This window comes from Pseudomonas sp. LBUM1663 (assembly GCF_059695905.1).
On sequence record NZ_CP166792.1, the window covers coordinates 1,163,527 to 1,186,510 of the forward strand.

The following is a 22,984-nucleotide window of genomic DNA, read 5'->3' on the forward strand; positions in this document are numbered from 1 at the left end:
TGTGTACAAGCTCAGCTTTTTTGTTCCGGCCAGTCATGTGGAACAGGTCAAAAGCGCCGTATTCGCCGCCGGTGGCGGGCGGATAGGTGCTTACGACCATTGCGCGTGGCAAGTACTCGGCCTCGGCCAGTTTCGCCCGTTGGACGGCAGTCAGCCGTTTATTGGTGAAGCGGGGCAGGTCGAGCAGGTCGAGGAATGGAAGGTTGAGCTGGTGGTGGCGGATGAGTTGATCGTGGCCGTGGTGGCCGCGCTGAAACTCAGCCATCCCTATGAGACACCGGCTTATGAAGTGTGGCGGTTGGAGGATTTCTGATCTTCCGGTCCGGAAATGAGAAACCCGCTGATGAAGATCAGCGGGTTTTTTGTTGTCCGGGATTTGTGGTGTTTGGGCGGGCCTCTTCGCGGGCAAGCCTCGCTCCTACAGGATCGCGTCTTGCCGAGATGACGTGAACGACGCAAAACCTGCAGGAGCGAGGCCTCGCTCCCACAATGGATCTAAATACACCGAACCATTGTGGCGAGGGAGCTTGCTCCCGTTGGGCTGCGAAGCGGCCCTGAATCAGCCACCTCGTTCTCTCAGGTAAACCTCATCAAGCCGGTTGGCGACTGCTTTTCAGTCGAGCGGGAGCAAGCTCCCTCGCCACAGGATTGTGTGAGTTTCAAACCTTGGCTCTCACCTCACTGCGATTAACCAACACCTCCAGCGCTCCACTTAAACTCGGCGCCTTGTCGCCAATCAGCAGGTGCCAGACACCGCCTTCAAGCTGACTGACCCCCTGGCAACCCAGCGCCTTCAAATCACCCTCCGACAACGCCTTGCCATCCGCCAGTTGCAACCGAATCCGCGTCATGGCCACGCAATCCATCTGCAACACGTTGTCTCCACCACCCAATGCCTTCAGCCATTGCTGCGCCTCCGATTTTGCTACAGCTGCCGGTACAGGCGCATCGACAACGGCAGGAGGGGAAGAAACAAGCGCACGCCCCAGTGCCGGCATCGCCAAGCGAATCTCATCGGCAATGCTGTCCGCCATCGGCCCAACCACCACTTGCAGGCTACCGCCCTTGCCAGGACGCACGACCGCCATCGCCCCCAGTGCTTTCAACTCGGCATCGTTGGCCTTGTTGCGATCCACCATGTCCAGCCGCAACCGCGTCGTACACGCGCCCACGGTAATCAGATTCTGCGCCCCACCCAGCGCCTTGATGTACGCCCCGGCGCGTTCATTCTCGGTGACCACAACCTTCTCACCCGTCGGCACGTCTTCACGCCCTGGCGTCTTGAGGTTGAAGCGGCGGATGCAGAAATCAAACACCGCGTAGTAGATCACCGCATACGCCAACCCCACCGGCACCACCCGCCAGCCGTTGGTGGATTCGCCCCAGCCGAGCACCATGTCGATGAAACCGCCGGAAAAGGTGAAACCCAGGTGGATGTTCAGCGCATTGGTGATCGCCATCGACAGACCCGTCAGCAGCGCATGGAGCAAAAACAGAAACGGTGCGAGGAACATGAACGCAAATTCGATGGGCTCGGTGACGCCGGTCAGGAAGGAAGTCAGCGCCATCGACAGGAAGATCCCGCCCATGACCTTACGGCGTTCCGGCAGGGCGTTGCGGTACATCGCCAGGCAGGCGGCGGGCAAGCCGAAGATCATCACCGGGAACATGCCGGTCATGAACTGGCCGCCCTTCGGGTCACCGGCGAAGTAGCGCGACAGGTCGCCGGTGACCATGGCACCCGTGGTCGGGTCGGTGAAGTTGCCGAAGACGAACCACGCCATGTTGTTGAGGATGTGGTGCAGGCCGGTGACGATCAGCAGGCGGTTGAACACGCCGAAGACGAAGGCGCCGACGCTGCCGCTTTCCATCATCAATGTGCCGAAGCCGTTGATGCCGTGCTGGATCGGTGGCCATATCAAACCGAAGATCACGCCAAGACCGACGGCGGCGAACCCGGTAACGATCGGCACGAAGCGCCGGCCACCGAAGAACGCCAGGTACTCCGGCAACTTGATGTCCTTGAAGCGGTTGTACAGCGCGCCGGCCATCAAGCCGCTGACGATCCCGGCGAGCATGCCCATGTTGATGCTCGCATCTAGCACCTTGAGCGTGGAGATCATCACCAAGTAGCCAATCACCCCGGCGAGGCCAGCGGTGCCGTTGTTATCCTTGGCGAAGCCGACCGCGATGCCGATGGCGAAGATCATTGCCAGGTTGGCGAAGATCACCTGGCCGGCGTCGTGGATGATCGCGATGTTCAGCAGGTCGGTGTCACCCAGACGCAGCAACAGGCCGGCAATCGGCAGGATCGCGATCGGCAGCATCAACGCGCGGCCGAGGCGTTGCAGGCCCTCGATGAAATATTGGTACATGGCGGTTCTCCCTGTGCTCTTTTTGTTTGAGAGTTGTAGTTGTTGTTCAGCTCAGAGGCCATTGCTGGTGACAGGCGTGACGCACCGCCCCGGCGCTGCTCAGCTTGAGCAGGTCGTGGCTGGTGCGTCGGCATTGCGCGGCGTCGAGGTGGCGCACGCGATCCTTGATTTCACCGATCTGCACCGGGCTGACCGACAGTTCGCTGACGCCCAGGCCGATCAGGACCGGCGTGGCCAGTGGGTCGGAGGCGAGTGCGCCGCAGACGCCGACCCAACGGTTATGCACTGCCGCACCGGCGCAGGTCTGGGCTATCAGCCGCAGCAGAGCCGGGTGCATGGCGTCGACGCGCGAGGCGAGGCCGGCGTGGTCGCGGTCCATCGCCAAGGTGTATTGCGACAAATCGTTGGTGCCGATGGACAGGAAGTCCGCATGCTCTGCAAGTTGCTCGGCCAGCAGCGCGGCGGCCGGGACTTCGATCATCACCCCCAGCTCCGGGCGTTCATTTACCCCGAGCTCAAGGCACAACGCATCGAGGCGCTGGCGAATGTGCAGCAACTCATCGACCTCAGTCACCATCGGCAACAGGATCCGGCAGCGTGACAGCGGGTTGACGTGCAACAACGCGCGCAGTTGCTGGTCGAGCAATTCCGGCCGCACCTGGGCCAGGCGAATGCCGCGCAAGCCGAGCACCGGATTGGCTTCGACCGGCAATGGCAGGTAGTCGAGTTGCTTGTCGCCGCCAACGTCGATGGTGCGGATGATCACCGACTTGTCGCCCATGGCGTCGAGCACGGCTTGATAGGCGAGGCGTTGCTCCTGTTCGTCCGGCGCGGTGTTGCGGTCGACAAACAGAAACTCGGTGCGCAGCAGGCCCACGCCATCGGCGCCATTGGCCAGCGCGTCTGCGGCTTCTGCGCTGGAGGCGACATTGGCGGCGACGTCGATGTAAACGCCATCGAGTGTCAGTGCCGGGGTATGAGCCTGCGATTGTTGAAGCGCACGGCGTTGCTGATGATCACGTTGTGCCTGTTGCACGTCGGCCAGGCGTTCGGCCGTCGGCGCCCATTCGAGACGACCGCCGTCGGCATCCAATACCACCGCCTGGCCTTGCGCCTGGTCCAGCAGCGCCGAACCCAACGCAACCAGGCAAGGCAAGCCTTTACCCCGCGCCAGAATCGCGACGTGGGACGTCGCGCCGCCCTCGGCCATGCACAACCCGGCGACCCCTTGCTCGCTCAGTTGCAGCAAGTCCGACGGCGTCAGTTCATGGGCGGCGACGATGGCGCCGGCCGGTACGTCGTAATGCCAGGCTTCGCCGAGCAAGGCGCGCAGCACCCGTTGCTTGAGGTCGCGCAGATCGTTGGCGCGTTCGGCCAGCAACGCGCTGCCGAGTTGTTGAAGGACGTCGCACTGCACGTCGATCGATTGGCTCCAGGCGTGCGTCGCGGCCATGCCTTGAACGATGCAGGCGTTGGCCGCGTCCAGCAGCGCCGGGTCTTCGAGCAAGGCGAGGTGCGCGGTGAAGATCGCTTCTTCGTCAGTGTTTTTGTGTTTCCTCGCCTGGGCCAGAGTGTGTTCGATTTCGCTGCGCACGACGGTCAGTGCGGTATCGAGGGCTTGCAACTGTTGCTCGGGATTGTGGCCGCCGTCATCTACCGGCAGGCTGATGGCATTCAAGCGAAACAACGGCCCACCGACCAGACCGGGCGCTGCGCAAACACCGTGCAGTACGCCGGCTTCGGTAGTCCGAGTGCGTCGGGTGATCGGCGCAGGCGCAGCGGCATGGCTTTCTTCGGCCAACGCGGTGGACAAAGCGATCAGCAATGCTTGCAACGCCGCTTCGGCATCCGGGCCCTGGCAGCTGACCTGAACTTCATCCTGCTCGCCGACGGCCAGGCTCATCAGCCCGATCAAGCTGTCACAGGTCGCCGATTTGCCGGCGAAATGCAGCTGAGATTTACTCTTGAACCCTTGCGCGGTCTGACGAATCAGTGCGGCCGGGCGAGCGTGCAAACCGCCACGATGAGCGATGCGCACGTGGCCGAAATGCGCTTCACCCGAAAGGTCCACCTCTGCCTGGGCGCCCGGCGCCGCCCGGCGAATGATGTGCAGCAGCGGGTCGCCGACCTTCACCGATTTCAGCGTGATGGGCCGCGCCTGAAACGCCTGGCTGTTGGTCAGGATCATCAGGCTGACCAGGCTTTTGCACTGCTGCGCGACCTTGTCCAGGTCGTAGCGCAACAGCGGTTGGCCATTGCTGACGCGGGCGCCTTCCTTGACCAGCATCGAGAAGCCTTCGCCCTGCAACTCGACGGTGTCGAGGCCCAGGTGCAGGAGCAATTCGGCACCGTTGTCGGCACGCAAGGTGACGGCGTGACCGCTGCGGGCCACGTGCACCACGACGCCGGCGCAGGGGGCGTGAAGGGTGTCGTTGAGTGGATCGATGGCGATCCCGTCGCCCATCGCGCCGCTGGCGAACACTGGGTCCGGGACTTTGGCGAGCGTGAGCACCGGACCGCTGAGCGGGGCGTTGAGGGTCAGCTCTTTATTGTTGTTATGCATGGCTCGGTCTCATCAGGAAAAAAACTACGGTCGGATCAACTCGCCTGTAGCAGCTGTCGAGTGAAACGAGGCTGCGATCTTTTGATTCTGCGTTGAAAAGATCGCAGCCTCGTTTCACTCGACAGCTGCTACAGGGTTCCTATTCAGCTCAGTGGGTTCGTGTGACTTTGCTGAGGTGCCGGGGCTGGTCCGGGTCCATGCCACGGGCCACGGCCAAACCGGCGGCCATGACGTAGAAACTCTGGATCGCCAGAATCGGATCAAGGGCCGGGTGTTCGGCGCGGGTCAGCGTGAGGTCGCGCTCGGCAACGTCATCCGGTGCTGCGAGCAATACGCGAGCACCGCGCTGGCGCATGTCGGCAGCAAGGCTCAGCAAACCGGCCTGCTCGGCACCCCGTGGCGCGAAGATCAGCAAGGGATAATTCTCGTCGATCAATGCCATCGGGCCATGACGGACTTCGGCGCTGCTGAAAGCTTCGGCCTGGATCGCCGAGGTTTCCTTGAACTTGAGGGCTGCTTCCTGAGCGATGGCGAACCCGGCGCCCCGACCGATCACCATCAAGCGTTGGCAATCGCGCAGGGCGTCGATGGCCAGGCTCCAATCCTGGTGCGCTGCCTCGCGCAGACCTTCCGGCAAGGCGTTTCCGGCTTCGAGCAATTCCACGTCTTCTTTCCAGTGGGCGATCAGACGGGCGCTGGCGCTGAGGGTGGCGATGAAACTCTTGGTGGCGGCGACGCTGGTTTCTGTACCCGCGCACAGGGGCAGGCTGAATTCGCACGCGGCTTCCAGCGGCGAACTTTCGGCGTTGACCATGGCAATGCTCAGGGCACCGCGTTTGCGCAATAGACGCAGGCTGTTCACCAGATCCGGACTTTGCCCCGACTGCGAGAACGCAAACGCCACTTGGCCGCTGACCTTCAACGGTGCTTGCAGCATGGTCACCACCGACATCGGCAGCGACGCCACCGGGAAGCCCAGTTGCTGCATGGTCAGGTAGGCGAAGTAACTGGCGGCGTGGTCTGAACTGCCGCGAGCGACGGTCATCACGACTTGCGGCGGCTGACGGCGCAGGCGCCCGGCGATCTCGATCATCTGCGGGTCGAGTTGCTGCAGTTGGGCTTGTACGGCCTCGAACGAGGACAGCGCCTCTTCAAGCATTTTTGAAGTCAATGTCTTCTCCTTCGACCATGACGGCGGTGAGTGTGAGTGATCGATCCAGCCGCACGCAGTCGGCCCAGCTGCCAGGTTGCAGGCGGCCGCGCTCGGTGAGGCCGAGGTAGTCGGCGGGAAATTGCGAAAGACGTTGCGACGCCTCGGCGATCGGCAAACCGATCTTCACCAGATTGCGCAGCGCCTGATCCATGGTCAGCGTGCTGCCGGCCAGGGTGCCGTCGGGCAAGCGCACGCCGCCCAGGCACTTGGTGACCGTGTGGCTGCCGAGCTTGTATTCACCGTCCGGCATGCCGGCAGCGGCGGTGGAATCGGTGACGCAATACAGGCACGGGATCGCGCGCAGGGCCACGCGCATGGCGCCGGGATGCACGTGCAGCAAGTCCGGGATCAGCTCGGCGTATTTGGCGTGGGCCAGCGCCGCACCGACGATGCCCGGCTCACGATGATGCAACGGGCTCATGGCGTTGTAGAGGTGAGTGAAACTGCTGGCACCGGCCGCCAGCGCAGCGACGCCTTCCTCATAGCTGCCTAGGGTGTGGCCGATCTGCATGCGGATGCCGCGCGAACTGAGGGTGCGGATCAAGGCATCGTGGCCGGCGATTTCCGGGGCGATGGTGATCACGCGGATCGGTGCCAGCGCCAGATAGTCCTCAACTTCGGCCATCAGCGCGGTGTGGGCGAAGTTCGGCTGGGCGCCGAGTTTGCCGGGGTTGATGTACGGGCCTTCCAGGTGCACGCCGAGCACCCGGGCGCAGCCTTTTGGCCGCTGCTCGCAGAACTCGCCGACGGCTTTGAGCACGCTGGAAATCTCCTCCGGCGGCGCTGTCATGGTGGTCGCCAACAGCGACGTGGTGCCGAAGCGCACGTGGGTCTTGCTGATGGTTTCGAAGGCGGTTGCGCCTTCCATGATGTCTTTGCCACCGCCGCCATGGACGTGCAGGTCGATGAAGCCAGGCAGCAGATAGGGCAAGTCGTTGTCCGCCGGGTTGCACGGCACGCCTTCGATGGACACGACCTTGCCGTGTTCGTGAATCAGCCGGCCGCGAACCCAGCCGTGGGCGGTGAGGATGTTGTCTTCGGACATGATCGGTTCTCGGTTTTAGCGGCGAAGCGGGTTATCGACGAAGCTCTGCAACAAAGTCGTAGTAGTCGTTGCGGCAGTAGGTGTCGGTGACTTCGATCGGTGTGTTGTCTTCCAGGTAGCCGACCCGGGTCATCAGCAGCATGGCGGTGCCGGGGGCGATGCCGACGAGGGCGGCGAATTCGTCCGAGGCGTTGATCGCCTGGATGTGTTGCAGCGCGCGGACGATCGGTTTGCCGATGCCGTCGAGGTATTCGTAGAGGGAGTCGCCCACCGCCTGCGGCTTGGGGATGATCGAGGCGGGCAGGGTGCTCATCTCGATCGCCATCACCGTGTCGTCGGCTTTGCGCAGGCGTTTGAGCCGAGCGACCTTGTCGTTGGGTGAGAGGCCGAGGCGGATCAGTTCTTCGTGGGTCGGCGGTGTGATCTCGCGTTCCAGCCATTGCGAGCCGGGAACGAAGCCCTTGAGGCGCAACATCTCGCTGAAACCCGAGAGGCGCGACAGCGGTTGTTCCAGGCGCGGCGTGATGAACGTACCGGAGCCTTGGTTGCGGCGGATCAGACCTTGTTCAAACAAGACTTCCAACGCCTTGCGGGCGGTGACGCGGGAGATGCCCAGCAGCTCGCTGAGGTTGCGCTCCGAGGGCATGGCCTGCTCGGCTTTCCATTGCCCGGCATGGATCGCCGTTTCCAGATTGCGCGCCAGTTGCAAGTACAGGGGCGTGGGCTGGGTGTCGTCAGGACGTAGGGCCTGGAGGTCATTCATGTCAGGGATGTCCGATGCGGATATTGGAGTGTTGTGTTCCGCGAATGGCTGAAAATTAATACCACTTGAATACCATGTCAATGCCAGTACTTTGCTGTTGGCGTCGTAAAGCCTGCCCTGTTGGAAGGTGGGATTGGGGTTTGGTTTTAAGTGGTATTAGAGGTAGGTGTTTTGAACGCAAAGATCGCAGCCTGCGGTAACGCTTGCCGGGAGGATTGGTATCTTCCCGGCAGGCGTTACCGCAGGCTGCGATCTTTTGAATTTATTTTTCGAGGAGCGACCGAAGGTAGCGCTAAGAAGAAGGAATCGGTGCTTTTGTGGCGAGGGAGCTTGCTCCCGTTGGGCTGCGAAGCAGCCCTGAAATCAGCGAATGCGGTGTCAGGTCATTTTTTGGGGCCGCTTCGCGCCCCAGCGGGAGCAAGCTCCCTCGCCACAGGTAACGGGGTTACGGGCGGATTTCAATCATCGTGCCATCCGGCACCAGGCCCCACACTTCGCGCATGTCCATGTTGCGCATGGCGATGCAGCCGTCGGTCCAGTCCAGGGTGTGGAACAGGTCTTCCGGGTTTTCTTCGGTGTCCGGGGTGCCGTGGATCATGATCATGCCGCCAGGCTCGACGCCTTCACGCCGGGCGCGGGCAGCGTCGCTGATGTTCGGGTAGGAGATGTGCATCGACAAATTGAATTTATCGCTGACCTTGCGCCAGTCCAGCCAATAGAAACCTTCAGGCGTGCGCTTGTCGCCTTCCATCAGTTTTTGGCCTTTCGGGTTTCTGCCCAGGGAAATGCGATAGGTCTTGAGCGGCTTGCCGTCATTGATCAATTGCAATTGGTGGGCGGATTTGAGCACCAGAACTTTTTCGATGACTTTGCCGTTCAGGGTTTCCGCAACGGAAGCCTGTGACAGGGTGACGAACGACAAGCAAAACACGGCAAGCAACCAGCGCATTGAAACGATATCCCTGAGAGGTGTCGCGACTATTTAGTTTATAGGTGATTCTGGAGCCAGGACTTTAGGTGATGGCAGGCTGAGCAAGCGGCGGGATCGACTCGGACCGCACGGGGTAGACCTCGGTCCGCCGGTCAGCGAAGAAGCATTCTAAGGTACGGCCCACCGTGCGGAAAGCCAACTCTGACCACGGGATGTCGGCTTCGTCGAAAAGCTGCACTTCCAGGCTCTCGGGGCCGGCGGAAAAATCCAGGTCTACCAGCTCCGCGCGAAAGAACACATGCACCTGACTGATGTGCGGAACGTCGATCAGCGTATAGATGCTCAGGTTGCGCACCTGCGCGCAGGCTTCTTCGGCAGTCTCGCGAATGGCCGCCTGCTCGATGGTTTCACCGTTTTCCATGAACCCGGCGGGCAGGGTCCAGTAACCCAGCCGAGGCTCGATGGCGCGACGGCACAGCAACACTTTTGAGCCCCAGGTCGCCACGCAGCCGGCGACGATGTTGGGGTTCTGGTAGTGAATCGCCTGACAGCTGTCACAGACGAAACGCAGGCGCGAATCGCCTTCGGGGATGCGTTGGGTGACCGGGTTGCCGCACTGGCTGCAAAATTTCATGCTGGGGTTCCTGAATGCTGCGCCTATCTTGGCGTGCGGCGGTGCCTGTCGGCAAGTTGTCGTTTAGCGACATGCAGTGGTTATGGGGTTGGGCGGCCGGTGTGATTGGTGCATGATGCAAGGTAGCGAATAAATCGAGAAGACTCATGCTGGACGAGCTACTTCACCGGGTAAGCAACCACACGCCGCGCACCCTGGAATCCGATCGACGTTTCCCCGAAGCCGCGGTGCTGGTGCCCATCACCCGCAGTGACGAACCGGAACTGGTTCTGACCCTGCGTGCCAGCGGGCTCTCGACCCATGGCGGCGAAGTCGCCTTCCCCGGCGGACGGCGTGACCCCGAAGACCCTGACCTGATTTTCACCGCGCTACGGGAGGCCGAAGAAGAAATCGGCTTGCCACCGGGGCTGGTCGAAGTGATCGGCCCGCTGAGCCCGCTGATTTCCCTGCACGGCATCAAGGTCACGCCTTATGTCGGGGTGATTCCGGATTTTGTCGAATACCTGGCCAACGATGCCGAGATCGCCGCGGTGTTCAGCGTGCCTCTGGAATTCTTCCGCGAGGATCCTCGGGAACACACCCACCGCATTGATTACCAGGGGCGCAGTTGGTACGTGCCGAGTTATCGTTACGGCGAGTACAAAATCTGGGGCCTGACAGCGATCATGATCGTCGAGTTGATCAATCTGCTCTATGACGCCGACATCAGCCTGCACCACCCGCCCAAAAGCTTTATCAATACTTGAAGCCATCGTTCGTATGGCGTGAAACGCGGCTGCCTGAGCCTTGAGGACAACAAGATGAAATATCGCCTGGGCGATGCCCGCGTCGACACCCATCCGCAGAGCTGGGTCGCACCCAATGCCGTGCTGGTGGGCAAGGTCAAACTGGAAGAGGGCGCCAACGTCTGGTTCAACGCCGTGTTGCGTGGCGACAACGAATTGATCCTGATCGGCAAGAACAGCAACGTCCAGGACGGCACGGTGATGCACACCGACATGGGCTACCCGCTGACCATCGGCACCGGCGTGACCATCGGCCACAACGCCATGCTTCACGGCTGCACCGTGGGCGATTACAGCCTGATCGGTATTAATGCCGTGATCCTCAACGGCGCGAAAATCGGCAAGAACTGCATCATCGGCGCCAACTCGCTGATTGGTGAGGGTAAGGAGATTCCCGACGGTTCGCTGGTCATGGGCTCGCCGGGCAAGGTGGTGCGTGAGCTGACCGAGCCGCAAAAGAAGATGCTGGAGGCCAGTGCTGCGCACTATGTGCACAACTCGCAGCGTTATGCCCGTGATCTGGTCGAGCAGGAAGAATGAACGCCACCGAACGACCGGTTTCATCGCCGTGCGTGAGCATTTGTGCGCTGGACGAGGATGATATCTGCACCGGGTGTCAGCGCACCGTGGAGGAGATAACGCGCTGGAGCCGCATGGACAACGAAGAACGCCGCAGGGTGTTGGGGTTGTGTCATGAGCGGGCGAAGTCGAGTGGGTTGATCTGGATGCTGCCTTCCAGATCCGATTCCTGAGTTTTGTGAGCTTTTGTGGCTAATGAGGTTTTTTGTGGCGAGGGAGCTTGCTCCCGCTGGTTTGCGAAGCAGCCCATAGCTGACAAACACATTCAACCTGACACACCGCGCCCCCTGATTTCAGGGCCGCTTCGCGCCCCAGCGGGAGCAAGCTCCCTCGCCACAGGGTTAATTGTGAGCCCGAGATAAAGTAATCTGTGCGCCAAATTGACAGGTATCCCGCCACCTCATGTTCTTCCTGATCGCCTACATCAGCAGCGTCGTGCTGATCAACTACGCCTTTTCCACCGCCCCGCACCTGGACGTCATCTGGTCAGCCTGGGGCGGGTTGGTGTTTGTCTTGCGCGATATGGTGCAAACCCGCTTCGGCCACGGCGCGATCGCGGCGATGCTTGCAGCGCTGGTCCTGTCGTATGTCACTTCCGATCCGTCCATCGCACTGGCCAGCGCCACAGCCTTCGCGGTGTCCGAATGCATCGACTGGCTGGTGTTCAGCATCACCAAACGCCCGTTGCATGATCGCCTGTGGATAAGTTCGGCCCTGAGCATTCCCCTCGACACCTTCATCTTCTTCGGCATGATCGATGCCTTCACCCCGGCGGTGATCCTTACCGCCATGGGCTCCAAGTTCGCCGGCGTGACGGTCGTGTGGCTGATCATGGCCTGGCGCTTGCGCAAACAGGCCGTCGCCAGCTGAAGCCAAACCCTGCGGTTCATGTAAAATGCCGCGCTTTCTCCCCATGGGAAGCGCGCCAGGCGCCGCGACCCTCGATGATCCGCTTCTTGAGGACCTGAGATGACCCGTATCGGAACTCCATTGTCGCCAACCGCGACCCGCGTATTGCTGTGTGGCTGTGGTGAGTTGGGCAAGGAAGTGGTGATCGAGCTGCAACGCCTGGGCGTTGAAGTGATTGCCGTCGACCGTTACGCCAACGCACCGGCCATGCAAGTCGCGCATCGCAGCCACGTGATCAACATGCTCGACGGCGCCGCCCTGCGTGCCGTGATCGAAGCCGAGAAGCCGCACTTCATCGTGCCGGAAATCGAAGCCATCGCCACCGCGACCCTCGTGGAGCTGGAAGCCGAAGGCTTCACCGTGATCCCGACCGCGCGCGCCGCGCAGCTGACCATGAACCGAGAAGGCATCCGTCGCCTGGCCGCCGAAGAGCTGGACCTGCCGACCTCGCCGTACCACTTCGCCGACACCTTCGAGGACTACAGCAAGGCCGTACAGGATCTGGGCTTCCCGTGCGTGGTCAAGCCAGTGATGAGTTCATCGGGCAAAGGCCAGAGCCTGCTGCGCAGCGCCGAAGACGTGAAAACCGCTTGGGATTACGCTCAGGAAGGCGGCCGTGCCGGTAAAGGTCGCGTGATCATCGAAGGCTTTATCGACTTCGACTACGAAATCACTCTGTTGACCGTGCGTCACGTCGGCGGCACGACCTTCTGCGCGCCAGTCGGCCACCGTCAGGAGAAGGGCGACTATCAGGAATCCTGGCAGCCACAAGCCATGAGCCCGATTGCCCTGGCCGAATCCGAGCGCGTTGCCAAAGCCGTGACCGAAGCCTTGGGCGGTCGTGGTCTGTTTGGCGTCGAATTGTTCATCAAAGGTGATCAGGTGTGGTTCAGCGAAGTGTCGCCGCGCCCGCATGACACCGGTCTGGTGACCCTGATTTCCCAGGACCTGTCGCAGTTTGCGCTGCACGCACGGGCGATCTTGGGCCTGCCGATTCCGTTGATCCGTCAGTTCGGGCCATCGGCTTCGGCGGTGATTCTGGTAGAAGGGCAGTCGACCCAGACCGCGTTCGCCAACCTCGGTGCTGCGTTGAGCGAACCGGATACGGCGCTGCGTCTGTTTGGCAAGCCAGAGGTCAATGGCCAGCGCCGGATGGGCGTGGCGTTGGCGCGGGATGAGTCGATTGAAGCGGCTCGTGCAAAAGCGACCCGCGCTTCCCAGGCTGTCGTAGTCGAGCTGTAACCGAGGCGCGGCAATCGCTAGCAGGCTAGCTCCCACAGGATTATTGGTTGGTCACAGATTTTGTGTACGCCCAATTCCCATGTGGGAGCCAGCCTGCTGGCGATGCTTCTGCTTCAGGTCACCCGATTCAAATCGTTGTTACGCGTCTCCTTCAGGCACAGCACCGCAATCAAACTCAGCACCGCCGCCCCCGACACATACCCGCCGACATAACTCAAACCGCCCATCGCCACCAGTTTCTGCGCGAAGAACGGCGCCGCCGAGGCCCCGACGATCCCGCCCAGGTTGTAGGCAGCCGACGCGCCGGTATAACGCACATGCGTTGGAAACAGCTCCGGCAGCAGCGCACCCATCGGTGCAAACGTCACGCCCATCAGAAACAGCTCGATGCACAGGAACAGCGCCACGCCCCAGGTCGAGCCGTGGGTCAGCAGCGGTTCCATCAAGAATCCCGACAGGATTGCCAGCACGCCCCCGATGATCAGCACCGGTTTACGCCCGTAATGGTCGCTGGCCCAGGCCGATAACGGCGTGGCAGCGGCCATGAACAGGACGGCGAAACACAGCAGCCCGAGGAAGGTTTCGCGGCTGTAGCCGAGAGTCGACACGCCGTAACTCAGCGAAAACACCGTCGAGATGTAGAACAGCGCATAGCACACCACCATCGACCCGGCGCCCAATAACATCGGCGCCCAGTACTGGCTGAAGAGCTCGACCAGCGGGATCTTCACTTGCTCCTGACGCGCCATGGCATTGGCAAACACCGGGGTTTCGTGGAGTTTGAGGCGCACATACAGACCCACCATCACCAGTACGGCGCTGAGCAGGAACGGAATCCGCCAGCCCCATGAGCGGAACTGCTCGTCGTTCAGGGTCATTGCCAGCGTCAGGAACAGGCCGTTAGCGGCCAGAAAGCCAATCGAGGGGCCGAGCTGCGGGAACATGCCGAACCAGGCGCGCTTGCCCTTGGGCGCATTCTCCGTCGCCAGCAGCGCCGCACCGCCCCATTCGCCACCCAGCCCAAGGCCCTGGCCGAACCGCAGCACGCAGAGCAGGATCGGCGCCCAGGCCCCGATGCTGTCATAACCCGGCAATACGCCGATCAGCGTGGTGCACACGCCCATCAATAGCAGCGAAGCGACCAATGTCGATTTGCGCCCGATGCGGTCACCGAAGTGCCCAAACAGCGCCGATCCCAAGGGGCGAGCCAGGAAGGCGATGCCGAAAGTAAGGAACGCCGATAACATCTGGGCGGTGCCGGAGGTCTGCGGAAAGAACACCGGACCGATCACCAGCGCGGCAGCGGTGGCATAGACGTAGAAGTCGTAAAACTCGATGGCGGTGCCGATAAAACTCGCCGTGGCCACGCGGGTCGCGGAGTTCGTCGGTTGGGTAGGCGCGTCGCTATAAGTCGTGCTGGTCGTCATGCGGTTATCCCTGACAGTCATGTGCCCCAGTGGAGCGAATTATTATGGTCGAACACCCAGGGATGTGGGAGTGAGGCGCGGCCGCTGCTCAAGGTAGGAACAGTCGTCGGTGTGGTGCGGATAATGCCGATGGTCTGGCCGGAACCTGCTGCGTGCGGGGTAAGCACGTGGTTCGGCGGGGGCTTGGGTAAGCGGATTCGATTATAGGAAGGTGGCTAACGATCAAACAAGTGGCTTGGGCTGAGTGATGGTTTTTGTGGCGAGGGGATTTATCCCCGTTGGGCTGCGAAGCGGCCCTGCACTTCAAAGTCATACCGCATGCGATTGGTTGACGACTGCTTCGCAGCCGAACGGGGATAAATCCCCTCGCCACAGATAAACCCCGCACCCCAGGGCAGGTGTCAGGGTTTAGACAACGGCTGGAACCGAGCTGGTATGCCAGATCAGCACGCGCGTAACGCGGTTGTCTTCCGTCTCCAGAATTTCCAGGCGATAACGCCCGATCTTCAGGCACACCGCACTGTCCGGAATGGTCTCCAGTGCCTCGGTCACCAAGCCGTTCAGGGTTTTCGGGCCGTCGCTGGGCAGGTGCCAGCCCAGGCTCTTGTTCAGTTCGCGAATCGACGCCGCACCTTCGATCATCAGTCGCCCATCGGCCTGCGGATGGATATGCGGGTTGTCCAGGCTGTGCTGACTTTCGAATTCGCCGACGATTTCTTCAAGAATGTCTTCCAGGGTCACGATGCCGAGCACTTCGCCGTACTCGTCGACCACCATGCCCAGGCGCCGCTGCTGTTTGTGGAAATTCAGCAGTTGCAACTGCAGTGGGGTGCTTTCCGGCACGAAGTACGGTTCGTGGCTGGCGGCCAGCAGCGCTTCGAGGGTTAGGCTGGCATCAGGTAGCAAGTGGCGGATCTGCCGAGTATTGAGCACCGCTTCGACCTGGTTGATGTCGCTGTGAAACACCGGCAGGCGTGTGCGCTTGTTGTTGCGCAGTTGCTCGATGATCTCTGCAAGGGAGTCGTCGAGGTTGATCCCGTCGACATCGCTGCGTGGCACCAGAATGTCGTTGACCGTGATGTTGTCGAGCGCGTGGATGCCCGCCAACGGGTGCGGGCGGCAGACGGCTTGATCGTGATCGTCCTTGCGCTCGCTGGGGCTCTCGTCTTCGCTCTGTTGCACCACTTTGACCTTGCGGGCAAACGGTCGCATCAGCAGCCGGGTGAAGCCATTGAGCAGCCAGGCGGCCGGGTAGATGATTTTCAGCGGCGCGCCGAGCAGCGTGTTGCCCAGGGCCAGGACTGCGTCGGGATAGCGCACGGCGAGGGAGCGCGGCAGGTAGTCGGCGAACACCAGAAGCGAGACTCCGGCACCCAGGCAGGCAATCCATGGACCGTTTTCCGCCCAGATGAAGATCGCCAGCAAGGTGCTGATGACCACTGCCAGTGCGCGGCACAAGGTATTGCAGAAAATCAGGCTGTTGAGCGGGAAGCTCAGTTTCGCGACCGGTTTGTCGCTGGAACGCGAGGCGGTGCGCTGGGCCAGCAAGTACTGTTGCGCTGTTTCGATGGCGGTAAACAGCCCCGACCATAAAATCAGCAGGGCCAATACCGCGAGCATCGGCCCTATGGGCAAGTCGTCCATTAATGCCGCCCGTCAGATGTGCAGGATGTATTCACGGACCAGCTTACTGCCGAAGTACGCCAGCATCAGCAGGCAGAAACCGGCGAGGGTCCAGCGAATGGCCTTGTGTCCGCGCCAGCCGAGGCGGTTACGGCCCCATAGCAGCACGCTGAAGACGATCCAGGCCAGGCAAGCCAGCAAGGTTTTGTGCACCAGGTGCTGGGCAAACAGGTTGTCGACGAACAGCCAGCCAGACAGCAGCGACAGCGACAGCAAGGTCCAGCCGGCCCAGAGGAAGCCGAACAACAGGCTTTCCATGGTTTGCAGCGGCGGGAAGTTCTTGATCAGGCCCGACGGGTGTTTGTGCTTGAGCTGATGGTCTTGCACCAGCAGCAGCAAGGCCTGAAACATCGCGATGGTGAACATGCCGTAAGCAAGGATCGACAGCAGGATGTGCGCGAGAATGCCCGGCTCTTCGTCGATGACCTGCACCGTGCCGGCGGGGGCGAACTGCGCCAGCAGCACCGTGGCAACGCCGAGCGGGAACAGCAATATAAGCAGGTTCTCCACCGGTATCCGCGAACAGGCCAGCAGGGTCAGGGCGATGACCGCCGCGGCAATCAGGCTGGCGGCGCTGAAAAAGTCCAGGCCCAGGCCGATCGGGGTCAGCAGGTGGGCGAGCAGGCTGGCGCTGTGAGCCAACACGGCGAGCACGCCGAGCGTGACCAGCAGGCGTTTGTTCGCCTTGGCGCCAGTGGCCAGACGAGTGCCTTGATAGATAGTCGCAGCGGCGTATAAGCAGGCGGCGGCGAGGGTAGTCAGCAAACTGGGTGACAAGGGGAGCATAAATCCTGTTAGGCAAGCCCGAAAGGCGCTGAGTTTGGCATAGAACCCCCGCAGCACGAAAGACCATGCAACCTGACGACGAGGTGTCCGCCAGACGCAGTCTTCGCTATAATCCGCGACCTGCCCACGCCGCAGGCTCGCCGAGCACATGTTTATTCCGGTCTGGGCCGCCATTATCCCGGTCTACACAGGGCCTGAAAGGATCGCGCAATGTTTGAAAACTTAACCGACCGTCTCTCGCAGACGCTGCGCCATGTCACCGGCAAGGCCAAGCTGACCGAGGACAACATCAAAGACACCCTGCGCGAAGTGCGCATGGCGTTGCTCGAAGCCGACGTCGCCTTGCCGGTGGTGAAAGACTTCGTCAATTCGGTCAAGGAGCGCGCCGTCGGTGCCGAGGTGTCTCGCAGCCTGACGCCGGGCCAGGCCTTCGTGAAGATCGTCCAGGCCGAACTCGAAAGCCTGATGGGCGCCGCCAACGAAGATCTGAACCTGAGCGCCGTTCCACCGGCCGTGGTCCTGATGGCCGGTTTGCAGGGTGCGGGTAAAACCACCACCGCCGGCAAACTCGCGCGCTTCCTTAAAGAGCGCAAGAAAAAGTCGGTCATGGTCGTGTCCGCGGACGTTTACCGTCCGGCGGCGATCAAGCAGCTGGAAATGCTCGCCGGTGAAGTCGGCGTCACCTTCTTCCCGTCCGACCTGAGCCAGAAGCCGGTCGACATCGCGCAAGCGGCTATTAAAGAAGCGAAACTGAAATTCATCGACGTGGTCATCGTCGATACCGCCGGTCGTCTGCACATCGACGAAGAGATGATGGGCGAGATCAAGGCATTGCACGCCGCGATCAACCCGGTCGAGACCCTGTTCGTGGTCGACGCCATGACCGGCCAGGACGCCGCCAACACGGCCAAGGCCTTCGGCGATGCATTGCCGCTGACCGGTGTGATCCTGACCAAGGTCGACGGCGACGCCCGTGGCGGTGCCGCGCTGTCGGTCCGCGCCATCACCGGCAAGCCGATCAAGTTCATCGGTATGGGCGAGAAGAGCGATGCGCTCGAACCGTTCCACCCTGAGCGTATTGCTTCGCGCATCCTCGGCATGGGCGATGTGCTCAGTCTGATCGAGCAGGCGGAAGCGACCCTCGACAAGGACAAGGCCGACAAACTGGCCAAGAAGCTGAAAAAGGGCAAGGGCTTCGACCTCGAAGACTTCCGCGATCAGCTGCAACAGATGAAGAACATGGGCGGCCTCGGCGGCCTCATGGACAAACTGCCGAACATTGGCGGCGTCAATCTGGCGCAAATGGGCAATGCCCAGGGCGCGGCAGAGAAACAGTTCAAGCAGATGGAAGCCATCATCAATTCCATGACCCCGGCCGAGCGCCGCGACCCTGAGCTGATCAGCGGTTCGCGCAAACGCCGGATCGCCATGGGTTCCGGCACCCAGGTGCAGGACATCGGTCGCTTGATCAAGCAGCACAAGCAGATGCAGAAAATGATGAAGAAATTCTCCGCGAAAGGCGGAATGGCCAAAATGATGCGCGGCATGGGCGGTATGTTGCCCGGCGGCGGCATGCCGAAAATGTAAAGAATCCGCGCCGGCAGTCATGTCGGCGCAGTACCACAGCAATGTGGGAACTCCAGCAAACCCGCACTTGGCGGGAGCTGACTGGCCGTTTTCAACGACGGCTCTATAGCAAATCTTGATGGCGACCGGAAGGCCGCCGGAAAAAGTCATTTGCAAAAGTCCGGATATTCCTTAGAATATGCGGCCTTTCGGGCACCTATGCCCGCTGTGCCTTTAGATTTGCAGCACCGACTACAGGAACGATGTTCACATGCTAACAATCCGTCTTGCCCTTGGCGGCTCCAAAAAGCGCCCGTTTTACCACTTGACCGTAACCGACAGCCGCAACCCGCGCGACGGTTCGCACAAGGAACAGGTTGGTTTCTTCAACCCTGTTGCTCGTGGTCAAGAAGTCCGCCTGTCCGTGAACCAAGAGCGCGTAGCCTACTGGCTGAGCGTTGGTGCACAACCTTCTGAGCGTGTTGCTCAGTTGTTGAAGGATGCATCTAAGGCTGCGGCCTGAGCAATATGAACGCGACGCCTGCCATTGCTGATGATTTGATCGTTATCGGCAAGATTTATTCTGTTCATGGCGTTCGCGGCGAAGTGAAGGTTTATTCCTTTACTGATCCGACTGAAAACCTGTTGCAGTACAAAACCTGGACGCTCAAGCGCGAAGGCAATGTGAAACAGGTCGAGCTGGTCAGCGGACGTGGGAACGACAAGTTCCTGGTCGCAAAGCTCAAGGGTCTTGATGATCGTGAAGAAGCTCGTCTTCTGGCCGGTTATGAGATCTGCGTGCCGCGCAACCTGTTCCCTGAATTGACCGACGGCGAGTACTACTGGTACCAGCTGGAAGGTCTGAAGGTTATTGATCAACTCGGGCAATTGCTCGGGAAAATCGATCATCTTCTGGAAACCGGCGCCAATGATGTAATGGTGGTCAAGCCTTGCGCTGGCAGCCTGGATGATCGCGAACGCCTGTTGCCCTATACGGAGCAATGCGTGTTGGCAGTCGACCTTGCCGCAGGCGAGATGAAGGTGGAATGGGATGCGGACTTCTAAGCGTGGCTAACTTGCGCGTAGAAGTGATCAGTTTGTTTCCCGAGATGTTTTCCGCCATCAGCGAGTACGGCATCACCAGTCGTGCGGTGAAACAGGGGCTGTTGCAGCTCACCTGTTGGAATCCGCGAGACTACACGACGGATCGACATCACACTGTGGACGATCGCCCATTTGGCGGTGGTCCGGGCATGGTGATGAAGATCAAGCCCCTGGAAGATGCTCTGGTTCAGGCCAAGGCAGCAGCCGGGGAGGCGGCGAAGGTGATTTACCTGTCCCCCCAAGGCCGTCAACTGACTCAGTCGGCGGTGCGCGAGTTGGCGAATCTGGATGCATTGATCCTGATTGCCGGCCGCTATGAAGGCATTGACGAGCGTTTTATTGAGGCTCATGTCGATGAAGAGTGGTCGATTGGCGACTATGTACTGTCTGGCGGCGAGCTGCCGGCGATGGTCCTGATCGATGCGGTTACACGACTGCTGCCTGGAGCTTTAGGGCATGCGGACTCCGCCGAGGAAGATTCCTTTACGGATGGTTTGCTGGATTGCCCGCACTACACCCGACCGGAGGTGTATGCGGATCAGCGTGTTCCCGACGTGTTGCTAAGTGGCAATCACGCGCATATCCGGCGTTGGCGTTTACAGCAGTCCCTTGGTAGGACCTTTGAACGACGCGCCGATCTTCTGGAAAGCCGCTCGCTTTCTGGAGAAGAGAAGAAGCTGCTCGAGGAATACATCCGCGAGCGGGACGATAGTTAACAACGTATCGATGGTAGATCCGACGATTTACCTTAGGAGCACAGCATGACTAACAAAATCATCCTTGCACTCGAAGCAGAGCAGATGACCAAAGAGATCCCTACCTTTGCCCCGGGCGACACCATTGTCGTTCAGGTGAAAGTGAAGGAAGGCGACCGTTCGCGTCTGCAAGCGTTCGAAGGTGTTGTTATCGCCAAGCGTAACCGCGGCGTAAACAGTGCTTTCACCGTTCGTAAAATCTCCAACGGTGTTGGCGTAGAGCGTACTTTCCAGACCTACAGCCCGCAAATCGACAGCATGGCCGTTAAACGTCGCGGTGACGTACGTAAAGCCAAGCTGTACTACCTGCGTGACCTGTCCGGTAAAGCAGCTCGCATCAAGGAAAAACTGGCTTAAGTCCAGCTTCCGATGCAGAAAAAAGCAGCCTACGGGCTGCTTTTTTGTTGCCTGCGATTTACCTGTGGGAGCGTGGCTTGCCCGCGAATCGATCTATCACACACCGCGTTTACATCAGGCTCTATAAAGCCTCAGCAGGCTATGAAAGACTTGCCGTCAGTTTTCCAGTGACCTGAGCCACTATGCCCGCCATCGATCATCCCCTGATAGACCAATTCCTCGACGCGCTCTGGCTGGAGAAAGGCCTGTCCGACAATACTCGCGATGCCTATCGCAGCGACCTGGCCCTGTTCAACGGCTGGCTGCAGGAAAAAGGGTTGGAGTTGATCAACGCCGGCCGCGAGTTGATCCTCGATCACCTGGCCTGGCGCCTGGAACAAAACTACAAACCCCGGTCCACCGCGCGATTTCTCTCCGGTGTGCGTGGCTTTTATCGTTATTTGCTGCGGGAAAAGCTGATTGCCGTCGATCCGACCTTGCGCGTCGATATGCCCCAACTGGGCAGGCCGCTGCCCAAGTCTCTGTCGGAAGCAGACGTGGAAGCGCTGCTGAAGGCGCCAGACTTGAGCGAAGCCATCGGTCAGCGTGACCGCGCCATGCTTGAAGTGCTTTACGCGTGCGGCTTGCGGGTGACGGAGCTGATCAGCCTGACACTGGAACAGGTCAACCTGCGTCAAGGCGTGCTGCGAGTGATGGGCAAGGGCAGCAAGGAGCGGCTGGTGCCAATGGGTGAGGAGGCGATTGTCTGGGTCGAGCGTTACATGCGTGATGGTCGCCAAGAATTGCTTGGCGGACGTCCCAGCGATGTCATGTTCCCCAGCCAGCGCGGCGAGCAGATGACCCGTCAGACCTTCTGGCACCGCATCAAGCATCAGGCCAAGGTTGCCGGGATCGGCAAGTCGCTGTCGCCGCACACCTTGCGTCACGCTTTCGCCACGCACCTGCTCAACCACGGCGCCGACTTGCGTGTGGTGCAAATGCTGCTCGGCCACAGCGACCTGTCGACCACCCAGATCTACACCCACGTCGCCCGCGCCCGACTGCAAGACCTGCACGCCAAACACCACCCGCGCGGCTGACAAAACCCGAGATGGATGGCAGTGGCCCATTGTGGCGAGGGAGCTTGCTCCCGCTGGGGCGCGCAGCGACCCCAAAACCATGGGCCACGGTTAATCAGGAAAATCGAAGTGCCTGTTTTACGACTGCTGCGCAGTCGAGCGGGAGCAAGCTCCCTCGCCACAATAAGTGTTATCAAATGCGCACCATTATGTGTGTTGCGTCAGCCGGAGTCGGCCACAGGGGCCTTATGTGGTAGGCTTTGCCGGTTTGCACGATGGGCGGTTATGACCCGGTGTTTCGGCACGGGCGTTCTGATCGTCCCATTTGTCCGCCTTCAGGAGTTCTCATGCGTCTGATCCAGATTTTCGCCGCCGCAGCCATTGCGTTGGTCAGTACCTTTGCCGTCGCCGATGACGCGGCCGACAAAGCCATTCGTAAAAGCCTGGAAAACCTCCAGCTGGAAGTACCGGTAGAAAGCATCTCCGCCAGTCCGTTGCCGGGCCTGTACGAAGTCAAACTGCAAGGCAGCCGCGTGCTCTACGCCAGCGCCGACGGCCAATACGTGGTGCAGGGCTACTTGTTCCAGCTCAAGGACGGCAAGCCGGTCAACCTGACCGAGAAGACCGAACGCCTGGGCGTGTCCAAACTGGTCAACGCCATCCCGGTTGCAGAAACCGTGGTCTACCCGGCGATCGGCGAAACCAAATCGCACATCACCGTGTTCACCGACACCACCTGCCCGTACTGCCACAAACTGCACGCCGAAGTGCCGGAGCTGAACAAGCGCGGCATCGAAGTGCGTTACGTCGCGTTCCCGCGCCAGGGCCTGGGCTCGCCGGGTGACGAACAGCTGCAAGCGGTCTGGTGCTCGAAAGACAAGAAAGCCGCCATGGACAAAATGGTCGACGGCAAGGAAATCAAGGCCGCCAAGTGCGATAACCCGGTTTCCAAGCAGTTTGCCCTGGGTCAGTCGATCGGTGTGAACGGCACACCGGCCATCGTTTTGGCTGACGGTCAGGTCATTCCGGGCTACCAGCCTGCGCCACAAGTCGCCAAACTGGCGCTGGGCGCGAAATAATTCGCATCGTTACGGCCAGCCTTTGACGATCATGGTCCGGCGGCACCATTTGCCGGGTCATTAATAGAGAGCCGCGAGTATGCGGCTGTTTTCACGGCCGGCCTTGAGTCGGCCGTTTTATGGGGAGTTC

General features: G+C 60.7%; 23 protein-coding genes. 13 read left to right on the top strand and 10 right to left on the bottom strand.

What is annotated here, in order from left to right; translation table 11 throughout:
* Position 1 precedes the first annotated feature (1 nt).
* Positions 2–313: a YqfO family protein gene (locus ACA075_RS05095; protein WP_109628126.1), complete on the top strand. Its 312-nt coding sequence runs from the start codon at positions 2–4 to the stop codon at positions 311–313.
* 346 nt (positions 314–659) lie between these two features.
* Here the strand turns inward: ACA075_RS05095 and nagE are convergent, their stop codons facing one another.
* The 7 genes from nagE to ACA075_RS05130 form a co-directional block, all read right to left on the bottom strand.
* Positions 660–2,375 carry an N-acetylglucosamine-specific PTS transporter subunit IIBC gene (nagE, locus tag ACA075_RS05100; protein WP_497297554.1) on the bottom strand — a complete coding sequence of 572 codons (1,716 nt, stop codon included), beginning with the start codon at positions 2,373–2,375 and terminating at the stop codon, positions 660–662.
* 46 nt (positions 2,376–2,421) lie between these two features.
* A complete protein-coding gene (gene ptsP, locus ACA075_RS05105) occupies positions 2,422–4,938 on the bottom strand; it encodes a phosphoenolpyruvate--protein phosphotransferase (RefSeq protein WP_497297555.1) in 2,517 nt (838 codons plus the stop codon).
* A 148-nt stretch (positions 4,939–5,086) separates the two neighbouring features.
* Positions 5,087–6,097 carry an SIS domain-containing protein gene (locus ACA075_RS05110; protein ID WP_497299202.1) on the bottom strand — a complete coding sequence of 337 codons (1,011 nt, stop codon included), beginning with the start codon at positions 6,095–6,097 and terminating at the stop codon, positions 5,087–5,089.
* The gene (gene nagA, locus ACA075_RS05115; RefSeq protein ID WP_497297556.1) at positions 6,090–7,196 is read right to left on the bottom strand and encodes an N-acetylglucosamine-6-phosphate deacetylase; all 1,107 of its coding nucleotides are present in this window, start codon (positions 7,194–7,196) and stop codon (positions 6,090–6,092) included. Before nagA ends, ACA075_RS05110 begins: the two co-directional genes overlap by 8 nt.
* Before the next feature lie 31 nt (positions 7,197–7,227).
* Positions 7,228–7,959, bottom strand: coding sequence for a GntR family transcriptional regulator (locus tag ACA075_RS05120; protein WP_497297557.1), 732 nt, complete (start codon positions 7,957–7,959; stop codon positions 7,228–7,230).
* A 445-nt stretch (positions 7,960–8,404) separates the two neighbouring features.
* Positions 8,405–8,908 carry a L,D-transpeptidase family protein gene (locus ACA075_RS05125; RefSeq protein WP_497297558.1) on the bottom strand — a complete coding sequence of 168 codons (504 nt, stop codon included), beginning with the start codon at positions 8,906–8,908 and terminating at the stop codon, positions 8,405–8,407.
* A gap of 64 nt (positions 8,909–8,972) precedes the next feature.
* Positions 8,973–9,524, bottom strand: a complete 552-nt coding sequence (locus ACA075_RS05130; protein WP_497297559.1) for an NUDIX hydrolase — start codon at positions 9,522–9,524, stop codon at positions 8,973–8,975.
* A 146-nt stretch (positions 9,525–9,670) separates the two neighbouring features.
* Between ACA075_RS05130 and ACA075_RS05135 the strand changes: the two genes are divergently transcribed.
* The 5 genes from ACA075_RS05135 (at position 9,671) to purT (ending at position 13,039) form a co-directional block, all read left to right on the top strand.
* Positions 9,671–10,270 carry a CoA pyrophosphatase gene (locus tag ACA075_RS05135; protein ID WP_497297561.1) on the top strand — a complete coding sequence of 200 codons (600 nt, stop codon included), beginning with the start codon at positions 9,671–9,673 and terminating at the stop codon, positions 10,268–10,270.
* A 54-nt stretch (positions 10,271–10,324) separates the two neighbouring features.
* Complete coding sequence (locus ACA075_RS05140) at positions 10,325–10,849, top strand: gamma carbonic anhydrase family protein (protein ID WP_003221962.1); 525 nt, start codon at positions 10,325–10,327, stop codon at positions 10,847–10,849.
* Positions 10,846–11,061, top strand: a complete 216-nt coding sequence (locus tag ACA075_RS05145) for a DUF1289 domain-containing protein (RefSeq protein ID WP_497297563.1) — start codon at positions 10,846–10,848, stop codon at positions 11,059–11,061. The genes ACA075_RS05140 and ACA075_RS05145 overlap by 4 nt, the downstream gene beginning before the upstream one ends.
* A gap of 229 nt (positions 11,062–11,290) precedes the next feature.
* A complete protein-coding gene (locus ACA075_RS05150; protein WP_461979775.1) occupies positions 11,291–11,758 on the top strand; it encodes a preQ0 transporter in 468 nt (155 codons plus the stop codon).
* A 99-nt stretch (positions 11,759–11,857) separates the two neighbouring features.
* On the top strand, positions 11,858–13,039 hold the full coding sequence (gene purT, locus ACA075_RS05155) for a formate-dependent phosphoribosylglycinamide formyltransferase (protein WP_219095831.1): 1,182 nt from the start codon (positions 11,858–11,860) through the stop codon (positions 13,037–13,039).
* A gap of 113 nt (positions 13,040–13,152) precedes the next feature.
* Here purT and ACA075_RS05160 read toward each other — a convergent pair whose 3' ends face one another.
* The 3 genes from ACA075_RS05160 to ACA075_RS05170 form a co-directional block, all read right to left on the bottom strand.
* Positions 13,153–14,466: an MFS transporter gene (locus tag ACA075_RS05160; protein ID WP_497297565.1), complete on the bottom strand. Its 1,314-nt coding sequence runs from the start codon at positions 14,464–14,466 to the stop codon at positions 13,153–13,155.
* A gap of 408 nt (positions 14,467–14,874) precedes the next feature.
* Positions 14,875–16,110: a transporter associated domain-containing protein gene (locus ACA075_RS05165; RefSeq protein WP_497297567.1), complete on the bottom strand. Its 1,236-nt coding sequence runs from the start codon at positions 16,108–16,110 to the stop codon at positions 14,875–14,877.
* Positions 16,111–16,122: 12 nt separating this feature from the next.
* A complete protein-coding gene (locus ACA075_RS05170; RefSeq protein WP_497297568.1) occupies positions 16,123–16,935 on the bottom strand; it encodes a cytochrome C assembly family protein in 813 nt (270 codons plus the stop codon).
* A 210-nt stretch (positions 16,936–17,145) separates the two neighbouring features.
* On the opposite strand from ACA075_RS05170, the gene ffh reads away from it, so the two are divergent.
* The 7 genes from ffh to dsbC all read left to right on the top strand — a co-directional run bounded on the left by ffh (position 17,146) and on the right by dsbC (position 22,854).
* The gene (gene ffh / locus ACA075_RS05175) at positions 17,146–18,522 is read left to right on the top strand and encodes a signal recognition particle protein (protein WP_462019411.1); all 1,377 of its coding nucleotides are present in this window, start codon (positions 17,146–17,148) and stop codon (positions 18,520–18,522) included.
* 250 nt (positions 18,523–18,772) lie between these two features.
* On the top strand, positions 18,773–19,024 hold the full coding sequence (gene rpsP, locus ACA075_RS05180; protein WP_010463010.1) for a 30S ribosomal protein S16: 252 nt from the start codon (positions 18,773–18,775) through the stop codon (positions 19,022–19,024).
* 5 nt (positions 19,025–19,029) lie between these two features.
* Complete coding sequence (rimM, locus tag ACA075_RS05185; protein ID WP_010463008.1) at positions 19,030–19,566, top strand: ribosome maturation factor RimM; 537 nt, start codon at positions 19,030–19,032, stop codon at positions 19,564–19,566.
* Positions 19,548–20,321: a tRNA (guanosine(37)-N1)-methyltransferase TrmD gene (gene trmD / locus ACA075_RS05190; protein WP_154503229.1), complete on the top strand. Its 774-nt coding sequence runs from the start codon at positions 19,548–19,550 to the stop codon at positions 20,319–20,321. Before rimM ends, trmD begins: the two co-directional genes overlap by 19 nt.
* Before the next feature lie 45 nt (positions 20,322–20,366).
* Positions 20,367–20,717: a 50S ribosomal protein L19 gene (rplS, locus tag ACA075_RS05195; RefSeq protein WP_003175895.1), complete on the top strand. Its 351-nt coding sequence runs from the start codon at positions 20,367–20,369 to the stop codon at positions 20,715–20,717.
* A 182-nt stretch (positions 20,718–20,899) separates the two neighbouring features.
* The gene (gene xerD, locus ACA075_RS05200) at positions 20,900–21,796 is read left to right on the top strand and encodes a site-specific tyrosine recombinase XerD (RefSeq protein ID WP_010462986.1); all 897 of its coding nucleotides are present in this window, start codon (positions 20,900–20,902) and stop codon (positions 21,794–21,796) included.
* A gap of 326 nt (positions 21,797–22,122) precedes the next feature.
* Positions 22,123–22,854 (top strand): bifunctional protein-disulfide isomerase/oxidoreductase DsbC, encoded by a 732-nt coding sequence (gene dsbC / locus ACA075_RS05205; protein WP_219095835.1) that lies wholly within the window; start codon positions 22,123–22,125, stop codon positions 22,852–22,854.
* Positions 22,855–22,984 lie beyond the last annotated feature (130 nt).

Bases quoted from the DNA above. Each gene is read 5' to 3' on its own strand.
- nagE (WP_497297554.1), bottom strand. From the start codon at position 2,375: ATGTACCAATATTTCATCGAGGGCCTGCAACGCCTCGGCCGCGCGTTG.
- ptsP (WP_497297555.1), bottom strand. From the start codon at position 4,938: ATGCATAACAACAATAAAGAGCTGACCCTCAACGCCCCGCTCAGCGGT.
- ACA075_RS05110 (WP_497299202.1), bottom strand. From the start codon at position 6,097: ATGCTTGAAGAGGCGCTGTCCTCGTTCGAGGCCGTACAAGCCCAACTG.
- nagA (WP_497297556.1), bottom strand. From the start codon at position 7,196: ATGTCCGAAGACAACATCCTCACCGCCCACGGCTGGGTTCGCGGCCGG.
- ACA075_RS05120 (WP_497297557.1), bottom strand. From the start codon at position 7,959: ATGAATGACCTCCAGGCCCTACGTCCTGACGACACCCAGCCCACGCCC.
- ACA075_RS05125 (WP_497297558.1), bottom strand. From the start codon at position 8,908: ATGCGCTGGTTGCTTGCCGTGTTTTGCTTGTCGTTCGTCACCCTGTCA.
- ACA075_RS05130 (WP_497297559.1), bottom strand. From the start codon at position 9,524: ATGAAATTTTGCAGCCAGTGCGGCAACCCGGTCACCCAACGCATCCCC.
- ACA075_RS05135 (WP_497297561.1), top strand. From the start codon at position 9,671: ATGCTGGACGAGCTACTTCACCGGGTAAGCAACCACACGCCGCGCACC.
- ACA075_RS05140 (WP_003221962.1), top strand. From the start codon at position 10,325: ATGAAATATCGCCTGGGCGATGCCCGCGTCGACACCCATCCGCAGAGC.
- ACA075_RS05145 (WP_497297563.1), top strand. From the start codon at position 10,846: ATGAACGCCACCGAACGACCGGTTTCATCGCCGTGCGTGAGCATTTGT.
- ACA075_RS05150 (WP_461979775.1), top strand. From the start codon at position 11,291: ATGTTCTTCCTGATCGCCTACATCAGCAGCGTCGTGCTGATCAACTAC.
- purT (WP_219095831.1), top strand. From the start codon at position 11,858: ATGACCCGTATCGGAACTCCATTGTCGCCAACCGCGACCCGCGTATTG.
- ACA075_RS05160 (WP_497297565.1), bottom strand. From the start codon at position 14,466: ATGACGACCAGCACGACTTATAGCGACGCGCCTACCCAACCGACGAAC.
- ACA075_RS05165 (WP_497297567.1), bottom strand. From the start codon at position 16,110: ATGGACGACTTGCCCATAGGGCCGATGCTCGCGGTATTGGCCCTGCTG.
- ACA075_RS05170 (WP_497297568.1), bottom strand. From the start codon at position 16,935: ATGCTCCCCTTGTCACCCAGTTTGCTGACTACCCTCGCCGCCGCCTGC.
- ffh (WP_462019411.1), top strand. From the start codon at position 17,146: ATGTTTGAAAACTTAACCGACCGTCTCTCGCAGACGCTGCGCCATGTC.
- rpsP (WP_010463010.1), top strand. From the start codon at position 18,773: ATGCTAACAATCCGTCTTGCCCTTGGCGGCTCCAAAAAGCGCCCGTTT.
- rimM (WP_010463008.1), top strand. From the start codon at position 19,030: ATGAACGCGACGCCTGCCATTGCTGATGATTTGATCGTTATCGGCAAG.
- trmD (WP_154503229.1), top strand. From the start codon at position 19,548: ATGGGATGCGGACTTCTAAGCGTGGCTAACTTGCGCGTAGAAGTGATC.
- rplS (WP_003175895.1), top strand. From the start codon at position 20,367: ATGACTAACAAAATCATCCTTGCACTCGAAGCAGAGCAGATGACCAAA.
- xerD (WP_010462986.1), top strand. From the start codon at position 20,900: ATGCCCGCCATCGATCATCCCCTGATAGACCAATTCCTCGACGCGCTC.
- dsbC (WP_219095835.1), top strand. From the start codon at position 22,123: ATGCGTCTGATCCAGATTTTCGCCGCCGCAGCCATTGCGTTGGTCAGT.